This window comes from Klenkia marina (assembly GCF_900101025.1).
Classification (GTDB): Bacteria; Actinomycetota; Actinomycetes; order Mycobacteriales; family Geodermatophilaceae; genus Klenkia; species Klenkia marina.
The window spans coordinates 300,918-317,597 of record NZ_FMUH01000001.1; the positions used below are offsets into that span (position 1 = coordinate 300,918).

The following is a 16,680-nucleotide window of genomic DNA, read 5'->3' on the forward strand; positions in this document are numbered from 1 at the left end:
GGAGACCCCATGACCGTGACCGCCACCTCCGGCACCTCGCCGCTCGCCGGGATGGCCGGCGCGGCCAGCACCTCGGTGGGCAGCACCGGGATGGACAAGGACACCTTCCTCAAGCTCCTGGTCGCCCAGATGAAGTACCAGGACCCGCAGGCGCCGACCGACTCGAGCGCCCTGGTCTCCCAGACCGCGACGTACTCGCAGGTGGAGGCGCTGCAGAAGTTGACCGAGCAGAACTCCACGATGCTGGCGATGCAGCGGGCGTCCAGCGCCGGGGCCCTGGTCGGCAAGACCGCCACCTACGTGGGCGAGGACGGCCTCGCCGCCACCGGCCAGGTGACCTCGGTCATCCTCGGCAACGACACGACGGACGCCACGGCCGTCATCGGCGGCAAGACGATCGCCGTCGGCCGCATCACCGCCTTCTCCGCCTGACCCGGCGCTCCCCCGCCCACCCCACCCCAGGAGTCCCCCGTGCTGCGTTCGATGTTCTCGGCCATCTCCGGCCTGCGCGCCCACCAGACCAAGATGGACACCGTCGCGAACAACATCGCGAACGTGAACACCGTCGGGTTCAAGACCCAGAACACGGTCTTCGAGACCACGCTGACCCAGGTGCTGCGCACCGGTCGCGGTCCCGACGACACCGAGGGCGGCACCAACCCCGCCCAGGTCGGCCTGGGCGTGAAGCTCGCCGCCATCACCACCGACTTCGGCCAGGGCAAGACCCAGAACACCGGCCGCGCGCTGGACTTCATGATCCAGGGCGACGGGTTCTTCGTGACCAAGTCCGGCGGCCAGCAGCTGTTCACCCGCGCCGGCTCGTTCACCTTCGACGGCGCCGGCAAGCTCATCACCGCCGACGGCAACCGGGTGCAGGGCTGGATGGCCGACGCCGACGGGAAGATCGACAGCGGCGGCACCATGGAGGACCTGCAGGTGCAGTACGGCGCCGCGCTGCCGCCCAAGGCCACCACCTCGGTGACGATGAGCCGCAACGTCATGATCGACCCCACGGCCGCGGCGGGGGCCAACGTGCGCGTCGCCAAGGCCGTCGTCTACAACCAGGCAGGCGTCGAGCAGCGCCTCAACCTGACCTGGACCCAGCAGTCCACCGACCCGGGCAACGGCGACAGCTACTGGGTGCTCAGCATCGACGACGAGGGCGCCGTCGCCCCGAGCGCCACCGCGCAGACCTACGGCGCGAAGTTCACCGCCGGCGGGAAGCCGGTCTTCACCGCCGAGGGCGCGACGACCTCCACCCCGGCCAGCACGTTCCTCGCCGGCAACTCCATCCCCGTGACCGGGTGGGGTTCCCCCACCGGTGCGACCTTCGACTTCGGCCAGGTCACCGCCCAGGCTGCGGGCACCGCCATCCAGGCCGTCGACCAGAACGGCTACACCGCCGGCTCCCTGTCCAGCTTCTCGCTGTCCGAGGACGGCACGATGACCGGCGTCTACACCAACAACGAGCGCCGCGCGATCGGCAAGCTGGCCATGGCCACCTTCGACAACCCGTCGGGCCTGATCAACATGGGCAACACCAGCTACGCCATCGGTGACAACTCCGGCGTCGCCCTGATCGGCGAGGCCGGCACCGGCTCGCTGGGCACCCTGACCTCGGGCGCCCTGGAGATGAGCAACGTGGACCTCTCCGAGGAGTTCACCGGCCTGATCATCGCCCAGCGCGGCTTCCAGGCGAACAGCCGCGTGATCACCGCCTCCGACGAGCTGCTGCAGGACCTGGTCAACCTCAAGCGCTGACCTGGGTCAACCGGTAGGCGGCCCGGTCACCCCAACGGGGTGACCGGGCCGTTCCCCTTCAGAGACCCCGCCGGCGCGCCGAAGAGATGTGTGCGCCACCCACGACGACGACCTGGAGACACCGGTGATCTGCCTGACCCGCCTGAACGGGGAGCCGTTCGCGCTCAACCCCGATCTGATCGAGCGGGTCGAGGCGCACCCCGACACCGTCATCTCCCTCAGCGACGGCGGCGTCCGCTTCCTGGTGCGCGAGAGCCTGCACGAGGTGCTCACCGCCATCCGCGACTGCCGCGCCGACGTCCTGGCCACCGCCTACGCCATGGACCGGGGGGCCCACCCCCGCCCCCTGATCACCGTCGTCGCCGACGACGACTGCTACCCCACCGAGGACGGCGACCACGCCGTCCTGCCCTTCCCCCACCGCGAGGAGCGCTGACATGGATCCGGCAACCCTGATCGGCGTCGCCGTGGCCCTGGTGGCCATCCTGGTCTCGATGATCCTCGAGGGCTCCTCGCCCATGGCGATCATCCTGATCCCGCCGATCATCCTGGTCTTCGTCGGCACCTTCGGCGCCGCCGTCGCCGGCTCCACCATGGCCGACGTCAAGAAGATGGGCGCCTGGATGAAGCAGGGCTTCATGCCCGCCGCCGTCCCGCCCGCCGCCGACAAGATCGCCGAGCTGGTGACCCTGGCCGAGAAGGCCCGCAAGGAGGGCCTGCTGGCCCTCGAGGGCCCGATCAAGAACATCGAGGACCCGTTCCTGCAGCGCGGGCTGCAGATGGCCGTCGACGGCACCGACCCCGAGGACCTCCGCACCGTGCTGGAGGCCGAGATCTCGGCGAAGAAGGCCGAGGACAAGGTCGCCGCCAAGTTCTTCACCGCCATGGGCGGCTACGCGCCGACCATCGGCATCATCGGCACCGTCATCGGGCTCATCCACGTGCTGGAGAACCTCAACCAGCCCGACAAGCTCGGCCACCTCATCGCCGCCGCGTTCGTCGCCACCCTCTGGGGTGTGCTCTCGGCCAACGTGCTGTGGCTGCCCGCCGGCGCCAAGATCACCCGCACCAGCGACCTGCAGGCCGCCCAGATGAAGCTGCTCGTCGAGGGCATCTCCGAGATCCAGGCCGGCACCAGCCCGCGCACCGTGCGCCAGAAGCTCACCTCCCTCGTGCCGCCCAGCGAGGCCGCGGCCATGGCCAAGGCCGCCGCATGAGCAAGCACGACTCCGGCGGCAAGGGCCGCCGCCGGCACGAGGAGCACGAGGAGGAGGAGCACGAGAACCACGAACGGTGGCTGGTGTCCTTCGCCGACATGATGACGCTGCTGACCGCCGTGTTCATCGTGCTGTACTCGATCAGCCAGGTCGACCAGCTCAAGTTCGCCGCGTTCGCCGAGGGCCTGTCCGAGAGCTTCGGCGCCCCGACCTCGATCCTCGAGGACGGCTCGGTCACCACCCAGACCAGCGTGCTCGACGAGCTCAACTCGCCGATGCAGGTGGACAACCAGACCGACCCCACCCAGCAGGTCGACGGCACCACGATGGCCGCCGCGCAGGCCGCAGCCCTCGCCCAGCAGTCGGCGGAGACCCAGGCCGAGGCCCAGGCCCAGTACGACCAGCTGGCCGCGGCGCAGGCGGCGATCACCGCCGCGTTGACCGCCGCCGGGGACGCCGGCGCCGCCACGTTCCAGATCACGAAGGACGGCCTGGTCGTGCACATCGTCGCCGACCAGGTGCTCTTCGGGGCGGAGGAGGCCGACCTGCGCGGGGAGGGCAAGACCGTGCTGGACGCGATCGCACCCACCTTGGCCGGGCTGCCCAACCAGCTGCAGATCGAGGGGCACACCAACTCGCTGCCGGTGACCCCGGGCGGGCGGTACGGCTCCAACTGGGAGCTGTCCTCGGCGCGGGCGACCAACGTGCTGCGCTACCTGGTGGAGACCGACGGTCTCGACCAGAACCGGGTGCAGGCCGCCGCGTTCGCAGCGACGCGCCCGCTCCTGCCCGACTCCGACCCGGCTTCGGTGTCGGTCAACCGCCGGGTCGACGTCGTCGTCCTGTCCACCGCCTCCGCCGAGGCCAGTGCCCTGCTGCCCGGGCTCGCGTCGCAAGCCGCGGCCACCACCCCCGAGGAGACCACCCCGTGAGCGCACCGACCAAGGAACGCCCCGCCAAGGGCAAGGAGATCAAGGACGCCGAGGACGGCGAGGAGAAGAAGGGCGGCAAGCTCAAGCTGATCATCGTCGCCGTCGTGGCGCTGCTCGCGATCGGTGCCGGGCTCTACTTCTTCGTGTTCTCCGGCGGCGGCGAGGACGCCGAGCCCGCGCCGGTCGCCGGCATCGAGCTGCCGCTGGACGACGTGACCATCAACCTCGCCGGCGGGGGGTACCTCAAGATCGGGGTCACCCTGCAGCTGACCGAGGAGGCCGGCGAGACCGCCCCGGGCACCGCCAAGGCCACCGACATCATCATCGACATGTTCTCCGAGGCCCAGCCCACCGACGTCACCGGCAACCGCGACGCCATGAAGGCCGAGCTCGAGAAGCGCCTCGAGGAGGCCTACAACACCGAGGAGGCCGGGGACATCGTGATGGGGGTGTACTACACCTCCTACGTCACGCAGTAGCAGAAGGACCCCGTCCCACCCCACGACGCGCTCCGCACGTCGCGGGCCCCTGGGACGGGGCCGTTCCATCACCTCGCCACGGTCAGGGAGACCACCCGGGCCGCCGATGAGGGAGGCGTGACCCTCGCCGACGCCGTTCCCGCATCGCGCGGGGCGGCGTTGATGGCGTCCCGGCGCCGGCGCGGTGAACCGCGCAGCTACGACTTCCGCCGCCCCACCAAGCTCTCGCGCGACCACGTGCGGGTGCTGCAGAACCTGCTGGAGACCTTCACCCGGCAGACCGCCACCAACCTGACCCAGGCACTGCGCACCGAGGTCAAGATGGAGCTGGGCGGGATCGACCAGTTCGCCTACGACGACTACATCGCGCACCTGGACAACCCGGTGTTCATGTCGGTCGTCACCTTCGAGCCGCTGCGCGGGCGCGGACTCATGACGTGGTCGATGGACATCGCCATGGCGATGATCGACCTCCTGCTGGGTGGATCGGGCGCGGCCGAGCAGCCGCAGCGCCCGATGACCGGCATGGAGACCCGCCTGGCCAAGTACCCGGTCGAGCGGGTGCTCCACGAGCTGGGCACGGCCCTGCGCCCCATCGTCCGCGTGGACTTCGGCCTCGAGGGGTTCGAGTACCAGCCGAACCTGGCCCAGTTGGCGGTCAGCTCGGAGACCGTCGTGGTCTGCTCCTTCTCCCTCACCCTCGGTGAGCGCGAGACCGAGGCCACGCTCATGCTGCCCTTCGCGCCCTTCGCCCCGGCGCTGCACGGCGCGACCTCCCCCCAGCTCTCGGCGCACGCCCTGCGCGAGCGGCAGCAGGCCGCCGACGCGTTGTCCGACCGGCTCGGCGCCGTCCCGGTCGAGGTCAACGCCCGCTTCCGGCCGATCACCGTGCCCAGCGCCGACCTGCTGTCCCTGGCCGTCGGCGACGTCCTGCTGCTGCGGCACCCGCGGGACAGCCCGCTGGAGGTCACCACCAACGACGTCGTCTTCGCCCACGCCGTGGCCAGCAACCACCGACGGCGGCTGGCCGCCGAGATCGTCGCCACCCCGCCCGGTTCCACCAGCACCACGAGGGACGCCCAGTGAGCACCAGCACCGCCGGCCGCAACGACGACGCCGCCACCATCTCCGCCGCCGTGGTCGCCGCGGCGGAGGCCGCCGGGGCGCTGCTCCCGGCCCCGTCCGCGCTCAGCACCGGCACCCCCGTCGACGACCCCGACATCGCCCCGCTGCCCGGCGACGCCCCCGCGGCCATCACCGCACGGCTGTCCGGCGAGGTCAGCGGCGACGTCGTCCTGGTCGTCGCCGGATCCGTCGTCGAGGCCCTGGCGAACTCCCCGGTCGGCAAGCTGGACGTCGCCGCCGCGATGCGCCCCGCGCTGGAGGCCGCCGCCAGCGTCCTCGGTCGGGTGACGGTCACCAGCGAGCGCATGGAGGAGCCCGAGGCGGCTCTGGACGGGCTGCGCGACAAGGGCGTCTTCCTCGCCGTCCCGCTGCTGGCCGGCGGCGAGCACCAGGCCACCCTCGCGCTGCAGGTCACGCTCCCCCGCGCGCAGGCCACCCAGCGCGGCAGCCTCGAGCTGCTGCGCAACGTGGCCATGGAGGTCACCGTCGAGATCGGCCGCACCCGCATGACGGTGCAGGAGCTGCTCTCGCTCTACCCGGGCGAGATCGTCGAGCTGGACCGTGCGGCCAGCGCCCCGGCCGACCTGCTGGTCAACGGCACCCTCATCGCGCGCGGCGAGGTGGTCGTGGTCGACGAGGAGTTCGGCCTGCGGATCACCGAGGTGGTCACCGACGCCGCGGCCGCCGAGCTCGGGCAGGCCTCGGCATGACCTGGATGGTCATCCGGCTGATCCTGTCGCTGGCCTTCGTGGGTGGCGTCCTGTGGTTCGCCGCCCGCGTGGCGAAGAAGCGCGGGCTCGGGATGGGCAACGGGCTGATCGAGGTCGTCGCGCGGCAGCGGATGGGCCGCAGCAGCACCGTCAGCGTGCTGCGGGTCGCCGACCGCGTGCTCGTGGTCGGCAGCACCGAGGAGAACGTCACGCTGCTGGCCGAGATGGACGCCGAGGTCGTCGAGGAGGTGCTGGCCGAGGCCGAGCAGGAGCGCCTGGCCGTGCAGGAGGCCCGCCGGGTCGCCGTCGCCGCCCGTCGCACCACCCCCCAGCTGGAGGGGGCCGACGACCTCGAGCCCACCGACCCGCCCACCACCCGCATCGCCCTGCCCCCCATCCCCGGCCGGCCCGGCGCCCGGCGTCCCGTGCCGGCTGCCCGCCACGGCCACGGACCGACGGCCGGGCTCACCGCCGGCTCGGTGTTCGACCGTGCCGCGTGGACCCAGCTGGTCGAGGGGCTGCGGGAGCGGACGGTGCGCCGCTGATGCCCGCGCTCCTGCGGGAGCGCGCCGGTCGCTGGGCCACCCGGGTGGGGGTGGTCGCCGCCGTCGGCGCCACGCTCCTCTGCCTGACCGCGACCGCCGCCCTGGCGGTCGACGACCCCACCGCTCCGGTCGACCCCACCGTCCCGGTGGTCGACGGCGGCGGACTGGACATCAACATCGGGGGCGACAGCCCCTCCAGCGCCATCACCCTGATCCTGGCCATCACGGTGCTGTCCGTCGCGCCGTCGCTGCTGCTGCTGGTGACCTCGTTCACCAAGATCGTCGTGGTGCTGTCGTTGACCCGCAACGCCCTGGGTCTGCAGAACTCCCCGCCCAACCAGGTGCTCACCGGGCTGGCGTTCTTCCTGACCCTGTTCGTGATGGGGCCGGTGATCGCCGACATCAACCACCTGGCCATCCAGCCCTACCTCGACGGGCAGCTGTCGGTCGGGCAGGCCTACGACGCCGGAGTCGAACCGCTCAAGCACTTCCTGCTGGCCAACACCCGCGGCGACGAGCTCAAGCTCATGGTCGGGCTGAGCGGTGAGGACATGCCCGCCGACCCCGAGGCCGTGAGCATGCTGACGCTGGTGCCGGCCTTCGTGCTCAGCGAGCTCAAGAGCGCGTTCATCATCGGCCTGGTCGTCTTCATCCCGTTCCTGGTGCTGGACATGCTGGTCAGCGCCGCGCTCATGGCGATGGGCATGATGATGGTGCCGCCGGTGATCGTGTCGCTGCCGTTCAAGCTGCTGCTGTTCGTCGTCGTCGACGGCTGGGCCCTCATCACCACCGCGCTGGTGGGTTCCTACGGGAGCTACGGCTAGTGAGCGACGCGCAGATCACCGACATCGCGGTGCAGACCATGGTCGTCGCGGCCAAGGTCTCGGCACCGATCCTCCTGACCGCGCTGCTGGTCGGCTTCGCGATCTCGCTGTTCCAAGCGGCGACCCAGATCCAGGAGCAGACCCTCTCCTTCGTGCCCAAGCTGGTCGCGGTGGCCATCGCCCTGGTCATCACCGGGAACTGGGTGCTGTCGGAGCTGGTCTCCTTCACCCACCACCTCTTCGACGCACTGCCGGCGCTGCTCGGCCGGAGCTGACGGCGTGGACCTCGACGTCTCCGAGGCCACCCTCGCAGCCCTGCTGCTGGCCACCGCGCGCACCGCCGGCTTCGTGCTGCTGGCCCCGCCGTTCAACTCCAAGGCCATCCCGGGAGCCGTGAAGGGCGCGCTCTCGGTGTGCCTGGCCCTCGTGGTGTTCCACCAGGTCGAGAGCCAGCTCGGCGTCCTGTCCGCGGGCTACCTCGTGCTCACCGCGCTGACCGAGGTGGTCATCGGCGCCGCGCTGGGGTTCGTCGTCCAGCTGTTCTTCGCCGCGATCCAGCTCGCCGGCGACATCCTCGACGTCACCGGCGGCTTCTCCCTGCAGCCCGCCTACGACCCGCTGTCGATGAGCACCGCCTCGACCATCGGCCGCCTGCAGAACCTGCTGGCCACCGCGCTGCTGTTCACCAGCGGAGGGCACCTGCTGCTCGTGCGCGGGCTGTTCACCTCCTACGAGGGGCTGCCACTCGGCGCGGTGCTGCCCGGCGACCAGGTGGGGCAGGTCGTCGTCCACGCGATGTCGACGATGTTCCTGGCCGCGCTGCAGATCGCCGGGCCGCTGGTCGCGGTGCTGCTGCTGGCCGACGTCGCCCTGGGCCTGGTGTCCCGGGCGTCGCCGCAGATGAACATCTTCGCCCTGGGCTTCCCGGTCAAGATCATGCTCACGCTGGTCATGCTCGGGCTGACCTTCCCGCTGCTGCCCACCGCGCTGGACACGCTGATGGACACCGCGACCCGCGCCATGCTCTCGTTCCGGGCGGGCTGACGCCGTGGCCGACTCCCCGGGTGGTGAGAAGACCGAGAAGCCGACTCCCCAGCGCCTGAAGAAGGCGCGCGGAGAAGGCCAGATCCCACGGACGCAGGAGCTCGGCACCTGGATGGGTGCGGTGGCGGCGAGCTTCCTGCTGCCCATGATGGCCAGCTCGTCGTTCGAGGCGGCGGGTCAGCTGTTCGGCCAGATCGGGCAGATCGCCCGCACCCCCGACGTGTCCGCGATCGAGCACCTGCTCGGCGAGGCGCTCTCCTCGTTCCTCGGTGCGGCGTTGCCGCTGGCCGCCGGCGTCCTGGTCGTGGGGGTGATGTCCTCGGCCGTCCAGGGCGGTGTCGTGTTCGCCAGCAAGCCGGTGAAGCCGTCGTTCAGCAAGATCAACCCGTTCCCGGGCCTCAAGCGCATGTTCGGCGGGCACGGGCTCTGGGAGGTCACCAAGGCGCTGCTGAAGACCATCGCCATCGCCGTGGCGATCCTGCTCACCGTCTCCGACGTGAAGGCCCTCGTGGCGTCGTCGGGGTCGATGCCCCTGTCGGTCGTCGCCGGCGTCTTCACCGACTCGGCGCTGATGATGATCCGGGTCGCCGCCCTCACCGGGCTGGTGCTCGCGGTCGCCGACTACGCCGTCGTGCGCTTCCAGCAGATGAAGAAGCTCAAGATGAGCCACTACGAGATCAAGCAGGAGCACAAGCAGCAGGAGGGTGACCCGCACGTGAAGGGCCACCGCCGCGCCGTCGCGCTCGCCCAGGCGCGCAACCGCATGATGACCGACGTCACCACGGCCGACGTCCTGCTCACCAACCCCACCCACGTCGCCGTGGCGCTGAAGTACTCCCCCGCGTTCGGGGCACCGAAGGTCGTGGCCAAGGGGTCGGGCGAGGTCGCCCGGCGACTGCGCGAGCTGGCCGCCGAGCACGGCGTCCCGCAGGTGCGCGACATCCCGCTCGCCCGTGCGCTGCACGGCAGCTGCGACATCGGCCAGGAGATCCCCCCGCAGCTGTTCACCGCCGTGGCCCGGGTGCTCGCCTTCGTCATGCAGCTGGGCCTCAAGGGCGTGAAGGGCGGGGTGCACCAGCCCGGCTTCACCCCGCCGGACACCGAGGGCCTGCCGGTCGCCGGCCGCCGGCGCGCGACACCGGTCGCCGGCGGGGGCACCGGCGCCGTGGGCGGCGTCGCCGCGGCGTGATCTGCGCGGCCGGTCCGTGACGGGGCGGTCACGGCCACCGGGCCGCCTGCCGATGTAGACCTGCGTGAAGTGGACGACGGCAGCCGTGCCCATCGGCGTGGTGGCGATCGTCCTCATGCTCGTGGTGCCGATGCCGGCGATGCTGCTGGACCTGCTCATCGGCATCAACATCGCGGCCTCGCTGCTGATCCTGCTGGTCGCGATGTCGATCAAGCGCCCGCTGGACTTCGCCGTCTTCCCCTCGGCCATCCTCATCGCCACCCTGCTGCGGTTGGCGCTCAACGTCTCCTCGACCCGGCTGGTGCTCTCCGACGGCTACGCCGGCGCCGTCATCGAGGCGTTCGGCCACTTCGTCATCGGCGGCTCGCTGGTCGTCGGCCTGGTCGTCTTCCTGATCCTCGTGGTCATCCAGTTCGTGGTCATCACCAAGGGCGCCGAGCGCGTGGCCGAGGTCGGCGCCCGCTTCACCCTCGACGCGATGCCGGGCAAGCAGATGGCCATCGACGCCGACCTCAACGCCGGCCTCATCACCGAGGCCGAGGCCCGCAAGCGCCGGGCCGACGTCACCGCCGAGGCCGACTTCTACGGCTCGATGGACGGTGCCAGCAAGTTCGTCAAGGGCGACGCGATCGCCGCGATCATCATCGTGCTGGTCAACCTCATCGGTGGGCTGATCATCGGCATGGTCCAGGGCGGGATGAGCGCCGGGGACGCCGTCAGCACCTACTCGCTGCTGGCCGTCGGCGACGGCCTGGTCTCGATGGTGCCGGCGCTGCTGCTGTCCACCGCCACCGGCATCGTCGTCACCCGCTCGGCCGCCGACGGCGAGCTGGGCCAGGACATGATCGCCCAGCTCGGCCGCAGGAAGCAGCCGCTGCGCATCGCCGGCGGCGCCCTGCTGGCCCTCGGGCTCATCCCCGGCCTGCCGAAGCTGCCCTTCCTGCTGACGGGCGCGATCTTCCTGTTCCTGGCCTCCCGGGTGGACGAGAACCCCCCGGTCGAGGACGAGGCGCCGACCCCCGGTGCCGACGCCCCCTCCCCCGACTCGCCCGAGGCGATCGCCGAGAAGATGCGGGTCGACCCGCTCGAGCTCGAGGTGGCCTTCGACCTGGTCGAGCTGGTCGACAGCGCCCGCGGCGGCGACCTGCTCGACCGCGTGAAGGCACTGCGCCGCAAGGTGGCGATGGACACCGGCCTGGTCATCCCGCTGGTGCGCACCCGCGACAACCTCGACCTGCCCGCCTCCCAGTACGTGGTGTGGCTCAACGGCGTCCCGGTCGCCAAGGGCACCTCGCCCGCCGGCACCGTGCTGGCCATCGGCGACTCGCTCGACGGCCTGCCCGGCAAGCCCACCCGCGAGCCGGTGTTCGGGCTGGCCGCCAAGTGGGTGCCCGCCGAGCTGCAGCGCCAGGCCGAGATGGCCGGGGCCACCGTCGTCGACCGCTCCTCGGTCATCACCACCCACCTGGCCGAGGTCGTGCGGCAGAACGCCGCGCAGCTGCTGGGCCGCGAGGACGTCAAGCTGCTGCTGGAGATGGTCCGCCGCACGCACCCCGTCGTCGTCGAGGAGCTCACCGGCGGCGGGCTGTCCCTCGGGCAGGTGCAGCAGGTGCTGCAGGCGCTGCTCGAGGAGGGTGTCTCGATCCGCGACCTGGTGCGCATCTTCGAGGCGATGTCCCTGCGGGCCAAGACCGGCTCGGACCTCGACAGCCTGGTCGAGGCCGCCCGCGGCGCGCTGGGCCCGGCGATCAGCCACCCCTACGTCACCGCCGACGAGAAGCTCTACGTCATGACCCTGGACCCCGGCTTCGAGCAGCGCCTGCTCTCGGCGGTCCGGCAGGGCGAGCAGGGTGCCGTGCTGGCGCTGGACGCCGGCATGGTCGACGCCCTGGCCCGCGGCGCGAGCGACCTGCTCGACGACGCCGAGAAGCTGGGCATCACCGCCCTGCTCGTCTGCTCCCCCCAGGTGCGCCCCGCGCTGTCCCGGCTCATGCGCCAGGTCGTCGCCCGCTGCACCGTCATCTCGTACGCGGAGGTCTCGTGTACGGCCCAGATCGAGACGATCGGAGTGGTGAACGGTGCCGTCGCCCTCGCCTGAGCCGCCCGCGGGCACCACCCGGGACGAGGCCATCGCCGCCGCCCGCGCCCAGTACGGGCCCGGCGTGCGCATCCGCGGCGTCCGTCGCATCCGCAGCGGCGGGGTCGCCGGGTTCTTCAGCCAGGAGCGGTACGTCGCCGACGTGGTGCTGCCGGCCGGGGACGACGACCCGCGTGCCGCCGCGCCCACCCCCCGCGGTGCGGCACCGACGTCCACCGGTCGGCCCGCCGTCGCCCCGGCCCGGGCCGCCACCCCCACGGTCGTCGCCGAGGTGCCGGCTGCGCGGCTGACCCAGGCCGAGACGATGTCGCAGTGGCCGTCCTCCGGTCTGTCCGTGGACGACCTGCTCGAGGTCGCCCTGCAGGTGCGCGACGCCCAGCGGGCCGCCGACGAGACGCCCACCGGCGTGCTGCCCGTGGTCGACCCGGTCGACGAGCTGGCCGACCTGCTGGGCGCCGGCGGCGTCGAGCAGGTGGCCACCTACTCCCCCGCCTCGCTGGCCCGGCCCGGCGCGCAGCGGCAGGAGGCCCCCCGCCCCGCCGATGCCCGCCGGCCCGCGGCCCGACCCACCGCGCCCCCGCGCGCCCCGATCGCCACCCGCCGCGAGCCCGAGCCGCCCGCGCCGGCCGCCCCTGCCTGGGAGCGCACCACCCGTGCGGCCGCCCCGGTCGACCTCCACGCCGAGGACCACCGCGCCGAGGACCACCGCGCCGAGGACCCCGCGACCGAGGCGACCCCGTCCGTGGACGACGCCGCCCCGGACGTCACCCCGCCCTCGCCCTTCGCCGCGGCCCTCATGCGCGTGGTGACCCAGGACGACGAGGTCCAGGCCGCCGTGGCCGACGTCGAGCAGCAGCAGGAGGAGCAGCGGGTGGCCGCGCAGCAGGACGAGCAGCCCACGACCGAGCGCCAGGACGCACCCCGGGGGCGGTCTGCCGCGGTGCGGGCCGCTGCGCTGCGCGCCGAGGCCGAGGCCGTCGCCACCGCCCGCGCCGGGATCGACCGGGCCGAGGCCGCCGTGGCCGCCGCCGTCGAGACGTCCGTCGCGGTGCTGCCGGCCGCCGTCGAGGCCGCCCCGGCCACCCGCACCGCCGAGGAGCGGCGGGCCGCGGCCCGGGCCCGCGCGGAGGCCCGTCGCGCCGCCCGCACCCCCCGTCCGGCCACCACCCGCACCCGGCCGGCGGCCCAGGCCGGGACGGTGTCCCCGGCGGGGACGGCAGCCCCGGCCGCGTCGGCGCCCGAGGCCGTGGCGGAGGCCGTGGTCGAGGCAGAGGCCGTGGTGGAGGCCGTGGTGGAGGCCGTGGTGGAGGCAGAGGTCGTGGTCGAGGCAGAGGTCGTCGCAGACGCCGTGCCCGCGACCGGGCCGGTCCCGCCGGCCGTCGTCACCGTCGACGGCCAGCCCGTCTGGGACGCCACCAGCGTGATCGAGCTGGCCCCCCGCGCCGGGATGCCGGCGGCCGCCAAGCGTCCGCCCGCCCCTGCCCCGACCCGTCCGGCGAAGCCAACCCGGTCCCTCGCGCCCGCCTCCGCCACCGCGGCGGCGAGCCCGGCCCCGGCCGCGGCCGCCACCCCTTCCCCGGCCCCGACCCCGGCCCCGACCAAGGTCACCTCCGCCCGGGCCGGCGCTGCCGCGCTGCGGGAGGCCGCCATCCGGGCCGCTGGTGAGCTGGCGGAGAAGCACGTCACCGCCGGCCGCACCGCCCCGGACCTGCTCGACGAGTTCATCGACGCGGAGCTGGCCGGGGCTGCCGCAGCTCCGCGCGCCAGCTCGTCGCCTGCTGCCGCTGCGCCCACCGGGTCGACCGGGTCCACAGGTGTACCGCTCGCCGACCGGGCCGCCCGGCTGCGGTCGGTGCTGGCCGCAGCCACCCCGCTGGCGGAGCTGCCGGCAGGGTCCGGCGGTGCCGAGCGCCCGGTGCGTCGCCTGCTGCCCGCCGTGCCCCCCGCGACCGCGTCCGCCGACGCCGACCAGACGGCCACCGAGGCCGAGCGCACCGCCGCGCAGGCTGCGGCGGACGACGCCGCTCGGGTGCGGGCCGTGGCCGACGAGGCCGCCGCCGAGCAGGCCCGCGTCGAGGCCCAGCGCGCCGAGGCCGCCCGCGTCGAGGCCGAGCGCGTCGAGGCCGCCCGTGTCGAGGCCGCCCGCGTCGAGGCCCAGCGCGCCGAGGCCGCCCGGGTCGAGGCCCAGCGCGCCGAGGCCGCCCGGGTCGAGGCCCAGCGCGCCGAGGCCGCGCGGGTCGAGGCCGAGCGCGTCGAGGCCGCCCGGGCCGAGGCCGAGCGGGTCGAGGCCGCCCGGGTCGAGGCCGAGCGGGTCGCAGCGCTGCAGGCCGAAGCCCGTCGCGTGGCCGCCGCCGAGCAGGCAGCAGCCGAGCAGGCAGCAGCCGAGCGGGCAGCTGCCGAGGCGGCTCGGGTCGAGGCCCGGCGTGCCGAGGCCCAGCGGACCGAGGCCGCGCGGATCGAGGCCGCGCGGATCGACGCGGAGCGCCGGGCCGTGGAGCGTGCGGCGGCGGAGGAGGCCCGCATCGAGGCCGAGCGCGCCGAGGCCCGTCGGTTGGCCGCTGCCCGCAGCGCGGCGCTCGAGGCGGCTCGCGCCGAAGCGGCCCGCGTCGAGGCCGAGCGGCTCGAGGCCGCCCGCGTCGAGGCCGAGCGACTCGAGGTCGCCCGCATCGAGACCGAGCGTCTCGCCGAGCTGGCCGTGGCTGCACAGGTCGATGCCGAGCCGGTGCGCGAGCTGCGCGCGGTGGGTGCCGAGCCGGCCGAGGACGGCGGTCGTCGCCGCACCCGGGCCGAGCGCCGAGTGGCTGCCGAGGCCGCCCGCGACCGCTCCGCCGAGGTCACCGCGCTGCCGACGACCGCCCTCCCCGAGGACCGGCCCGCGACCCGCGTCCAGCGCACCGACGACGCCGTCGAGGTCGCCGCGGCCCGCGTCGCCGAGGTCACCGAGGCCCCGGCCGTCGACCCCCTGTGGGGCACCCTGGTGGCTCGTCCCGTCGAGGCCGCCGACAGCGGTCGGCACCGCGGTGCTGCAGCGCACCGCCGGCTGGACACCGTCGAGTCGCCCGCGGTGACCGCCGATGAACAGCCGGCCGGGGCCGCCGCCGTCCACGCGGTCGCGACGACCCCGACGTCGCCGTCGCCGTCGACCGTCCCGGGTCCCAGCACGGCGCAGACGTACACGGCCGGGTCGCGCTACGACGAGATCCTCTTCGGCTCCCCGCGGACCACGGCCCGCCCGGCGGCGTCGGAGGCCCTCGAGGCCCTGCGGGCCGCAGCGCTCGCCGGCGGGGTGACCGGGCCGCGTCGCCGTCGCGCCGAGGACGCCGGGCGGCACCGCACGCTGCCGACCCAGGTCGACATGCCCGCGGTCGGCGCCGCGCGGCTCACCGCGCTCGACGACCCGTCCGAGGCCACCTCGGGCTTCATCGAGGTGCTGCAGGCCATCGCCGACAGCGACTTCGTGAGCGAGCCGGCGCCCGAGGCGCCGCTGTTGGCCGCCGAGGTGTCCGGCGTCCTGGTGCAGGAGATGGCGCACGAGATGGCGGCGGGCATGGCCGAGGAGCTGGCCCGCACCGCCAGCGACCCGGCACCCCTGCCGGCCGACGGCACCTCGGTGCTGCCTGCGCTCGAGGGTCTGGTCCCGTCGTCGTCGCCGCGCGTGCGGGGTCACCGCCCGCCGGTGCCGGTGTCCTCCACGCGGACGCGGTCGCTGCCGCCGCACCCGTCCACCCGCATGCGCGGCGTCCGGGGCACCGACGACAGCGACGGCTGGGCGACCATCACCCATCTCGTGCCGGTCGCCGACGACCCGGCCCCGGCCGAGGGCGCCGCGGGGCTCGCCGCCCTCGGCGTGCCCGCCTCGGTGCTGGGCGCCGACTTCGCCGCCGAGGCCGGGCGCCGCGGCACCTTCGCCGCGCTGGCGTCGGCGCTGGGCCGTGCCCTGCCCGCCGCTCCCGCGCTCCCCGCCGAGCCCGGCGACGTGCTGGTGGTCGTGGGCCCGGGCGCCGAGGCCCTGACCGCCGCCCGCGGTCTGGCCCTGGCCCTGCGGCTGGACCCCGCTCGCGTGCAGTGGTGCACGCGGGGGCCGCTGGCCGGGCTCGTGCCCGACGACGTCCAGGTGCCCGGTGCCGCTGCGGCAGCCGAGCGCCGCGCCGTCGCCGCGGCGGCCGACGTCCCGACCGTCGTGGCGGTCGACGTCCCCCTCGGTGACGCCGGTGGCGCCTGGGCTGCCCAGATGGTGCAGGCCTGGGCCGGCACGGCCGTGTGGGCGGTCCTGGACTCCACCCGCAAGCCCGGTGCCCTCCGCAGCTGGCTGGCCGACCTGCCGCGGGTGGACGCCGTCGTGGTCACCGACACCGACTCCGCGCCCGACCCGGCTGCGCTGCTGGACGGCCTGTCCGTGCCGGTCGCCGTCGTCGACGGCGCCCGGGCCACGCCGCACCGCTGGGCCGCGCTGCTCTGCGAGCGGTTGGCCGGTCGCCGATGAGCCCGCTGCGCTGGGACGTCCTCGGCGCAGCGCTGCTCTTCGCCGTCCCCGTCCTGCTCCTGGGTGCGGTGGGCACGCTGGACACCGACGACGTGCTCGACCGTCTGCCGTGGTGCCTGCTCGCCGGCTGGGTGGCCAGCTCGCTGCTGCGCGCCGTCCTCCCGGCGCCGAAGCCCGAGCCGCGGGCACACCGACCGCGTCCTCGGCCCGCCGTGGAGGCCGAGGCCGAGGCCTGACCCCTGGCCCACCGGGTGTCGTCGACGACGGCCAGGG

The 16,680-nt window shown here is 73.9% G+C and carries 16 protein-coding genes; all 16 read left to right on the plus strand.

Annotated elements, in window-relative coordinates:
* Positions 1-9 precede the first annotated feature (9 nt).
* Complete coding sequence (locus BLP29_RS01595; protein ID WP_092799176.1) at positions 10-432, plus strand: flagellar hook assembly protein FlgD; 423 nt, start codon at positions 10-12, stop codon at positions 430-432.
* Between the two features lie 39 nt (positions 433-471).
* Entirely contained in the window at positions 472-1,761 is a 1,290-nt protein-coding gene (locus tag BLP29_RS01600) for a flagellar hook protein FlgE (protein WP_092799178.1), read from the plus strand.
* 124 nt (positions 1,762-1,885) lie between these two features.
* Entirely contained in the window at positions 1,886-2,197 is a 312-nt protein-coding gene (locus tag BLP29_RS01605) for a flagellar FlbD family protein (RefSeq protein ID WP_092800610.1), read from the plus strand.
* Position 2,198: 1 nt separating this feature from the next.
* Positions 2,199-2,978, plus strand: a complete 780-nt coding sequence (locus tag BLP29_RS01610; RefSeq protein WP_092799180.1) for a motility protein A — start codon at positions 2,199-2,201, stop codon at positions 2,976-2,978.
* Entirely contained in the window at positions 2,975-3,910 is a 936-nt protein-coding gene (locus BLP29_RS01615) for an OmpA/MotB family protein (protein ID WP_092799182.1), read from the plus strand. The genes BLP29_RS01610 and BLP29_RS01615 overlap by 4 nt, the downstream gene beginning before the upstream one ends.
* Positions 3,907-4,389 carry a flagellar basal body-associated FliL family protein gene (locus BLP29_RS01620; protein WP_243469618.1) on the plus strand — a complete coding sequence of 161 codons (483 nt, stop codon included), beginning with the start codon at positions 3,907-3,909 and terminating at the stop codon, positions 4,387-4,389. The genes BLP29_RS01615 and BLP29_RS01620 overlap by 4 nt, the downstream gene beginning before the upstream one ends.
* Before the next feature lie 117 nt (positions 4,390-4,506).
* Positions 4,507-5,475, plus strand: a complete 969-nt coding sequence (locus tag BLP29_RS01625; protein WP_243469619.1) for a flagellar motor switch protein FliM — start codon at positions 4,507-4,509, stop codon at positions 5,473-5,475.
* On the plus strand, positions 5,472-6,224 hold the full coding sequence (fliN, locus tag BLP29_RS01630) for a flagellar motor switch protein FliN (RefSeq protein WP_092799184.1): 753 nt from the start codon (positions 5,472-5,474) through the stop codon (positions 6,222-6,224). The genes BLP29_RS01625 and fliN overlap by 4 nt, the downstream gene beginning before the upstream one ends.
* Positions 6,221-6,769 (plus strand): FliO/MopB family protein, encoded by a 549-nt coding sequence (locus BLP29_RS01635; RefSeq protein WP_092799186.1) that lies wholly within the window; start codon positions 6,221-6,223, stop codon positions 6,767-6,769. Before fliN ends, BLP29_RS01635 begins: the two co-directional genes overlap by 4 nt.
* Positions 6,769-7,593 carry a flagellar type III secretion system pore protein FliP gene (gene fliP, locus BLP29_RS01640; protein WP_092799188.1) on the plus strand — a complete coding sequence of 275 codons (825 nt, stop codon included), beginning with the start codon at positions 6,769-6,771 and terminating at the stop codon, positions 7,591-7,593. Before BLP29_RS01635 ends, fliP begins: the two co-directional genes overlap by 1 nt.
* Complete coding sequence (gene fliQ / locus BLP29_RS01645) at positions 7,593-7,868, plus strand: flagellar biosynthesis protein FliQ (RefSeq protein WP_092799190.1); 276 nt, start codon at positions 7,593-7,595, stop codon at positions 7,866-7,868. Before fliP ends, fliQ begins: the two co-directional genes overlap by 1 nt.
* Positions 7,869-7,872: 4 nt before the next feature.
* The gene (gene fliR, locus BLP29_RS01650; protein WP_092799192.1) at positions 7,873-8,637 is read left to right on the plus strand and encodes a flagellar biosynthetic protein FliR; all 765 of its coding nucleotides are present in this window, start codon (positions 7,873-7,875) and stop codon (positions 8,635-8,637) included.
* 4 nt (positions 8,638-8,641) lie between these two features.
* The gene (locus BLP29_RS01655; protein WP_092799194.1) at positions 8,642-9,826 is read left to right on the plus strand and encodes an EscU/YscU/HrcU family type III secretion system export apparatus switch protein; all 1,185 of its coding nucleotides are present in this window, start codon (positions 8,642-8,644) and stop codon (positions 9,824-9,826) included.
* A 64-nt stretch (positions 9,827-9,890) separates the two neighbouring features.
* Positions 9,891-11,924 carry a flagellar biosynthesis protein FlhA gene (gene flhA, locus BLP29_RS01660; protein ID WP_092799196.1) on the plus strand — a complete coding sequence of 678 codons (2,034 nt, stop codon included), beginning with the start codon at positions 9,891-9,893 and terminating at the stop codon, positions 11,922-11,924.
* On the plus strand, positions 11,905-16,407 hold the full coding sequence (locus BLP29_RS01665) for a hypothetical protein (protein WP_092799198.1): 4,503 nt from the start codon (positions 11,905-11,907) through the stop codon (positions 16,405-16,407). Before flhA ends, BLP29_RS01665 begins: the two co-directional genes overlap by 20 nt.
* Positions 16,404-16,643 (plus strand): hypothetical protein, encoded by a 240-nt coding sequence (locus BLP29_RS01670; RefSeq protein WP_092799200.1) that lies wholly within the window; start codon positions 16,404-16,406, stop codon positions 16,641-16,643. The genes BLP29_RS01665 and BLP29_RS01670 overlap by 4 nt, the downstream gene beginning before the upstream one ends.
* Positions 16,644-16,680 lie beyond the last annotated feature (37 nt).

Excerpts from the sequence above, each read along its gene's own strand:
- BLP29_RS01595 (WP_092799176.1), top strand. The coding sequence starts at position 10 with ATGACCGTGACCGCCACCTCCGGCACCTCGCCGCTCGCCGGGATGGCC.
- BLP29_RS01610 (WP_092799180.1), top strand. The coding sequence starts at position 2,199 with ATGGATCCGGCAACCCTGATCGGCGTCGCCGTGGCCCTGGTGGCCATC.
- BLP29_RS01615 (WP_092799182.1), top strand. The coding sequence starts at position 2,975 with ATGAGCAAGCACGACTCCGGCGGCAAGGGCCGCCGCCGGCACGAGGAG.
- BLP29_RS01635 (WP_092799186.1), top strand. The coding sequence starts at position 6,221 with ATGACCTGGATGGTCATCCGGCTGATCCTGTCGCTGGCCTTCGTGGGT.
- fliP (WP_092799188.1), top strand. The coding sequence starts at position 6,769 with ATGCCCGCGCTCCTGCGGGAGCGCGCCGGTCGCTGGGCCACCCGGGTG.
- BLP29_RS01670 (WP_092799200.1), top strand. The coding sequence starts at position 16,404 with ATGAGCCCGCTGCGCTGGGACGTCCTCGGCGCAGCGCTGCTCTTCGCC.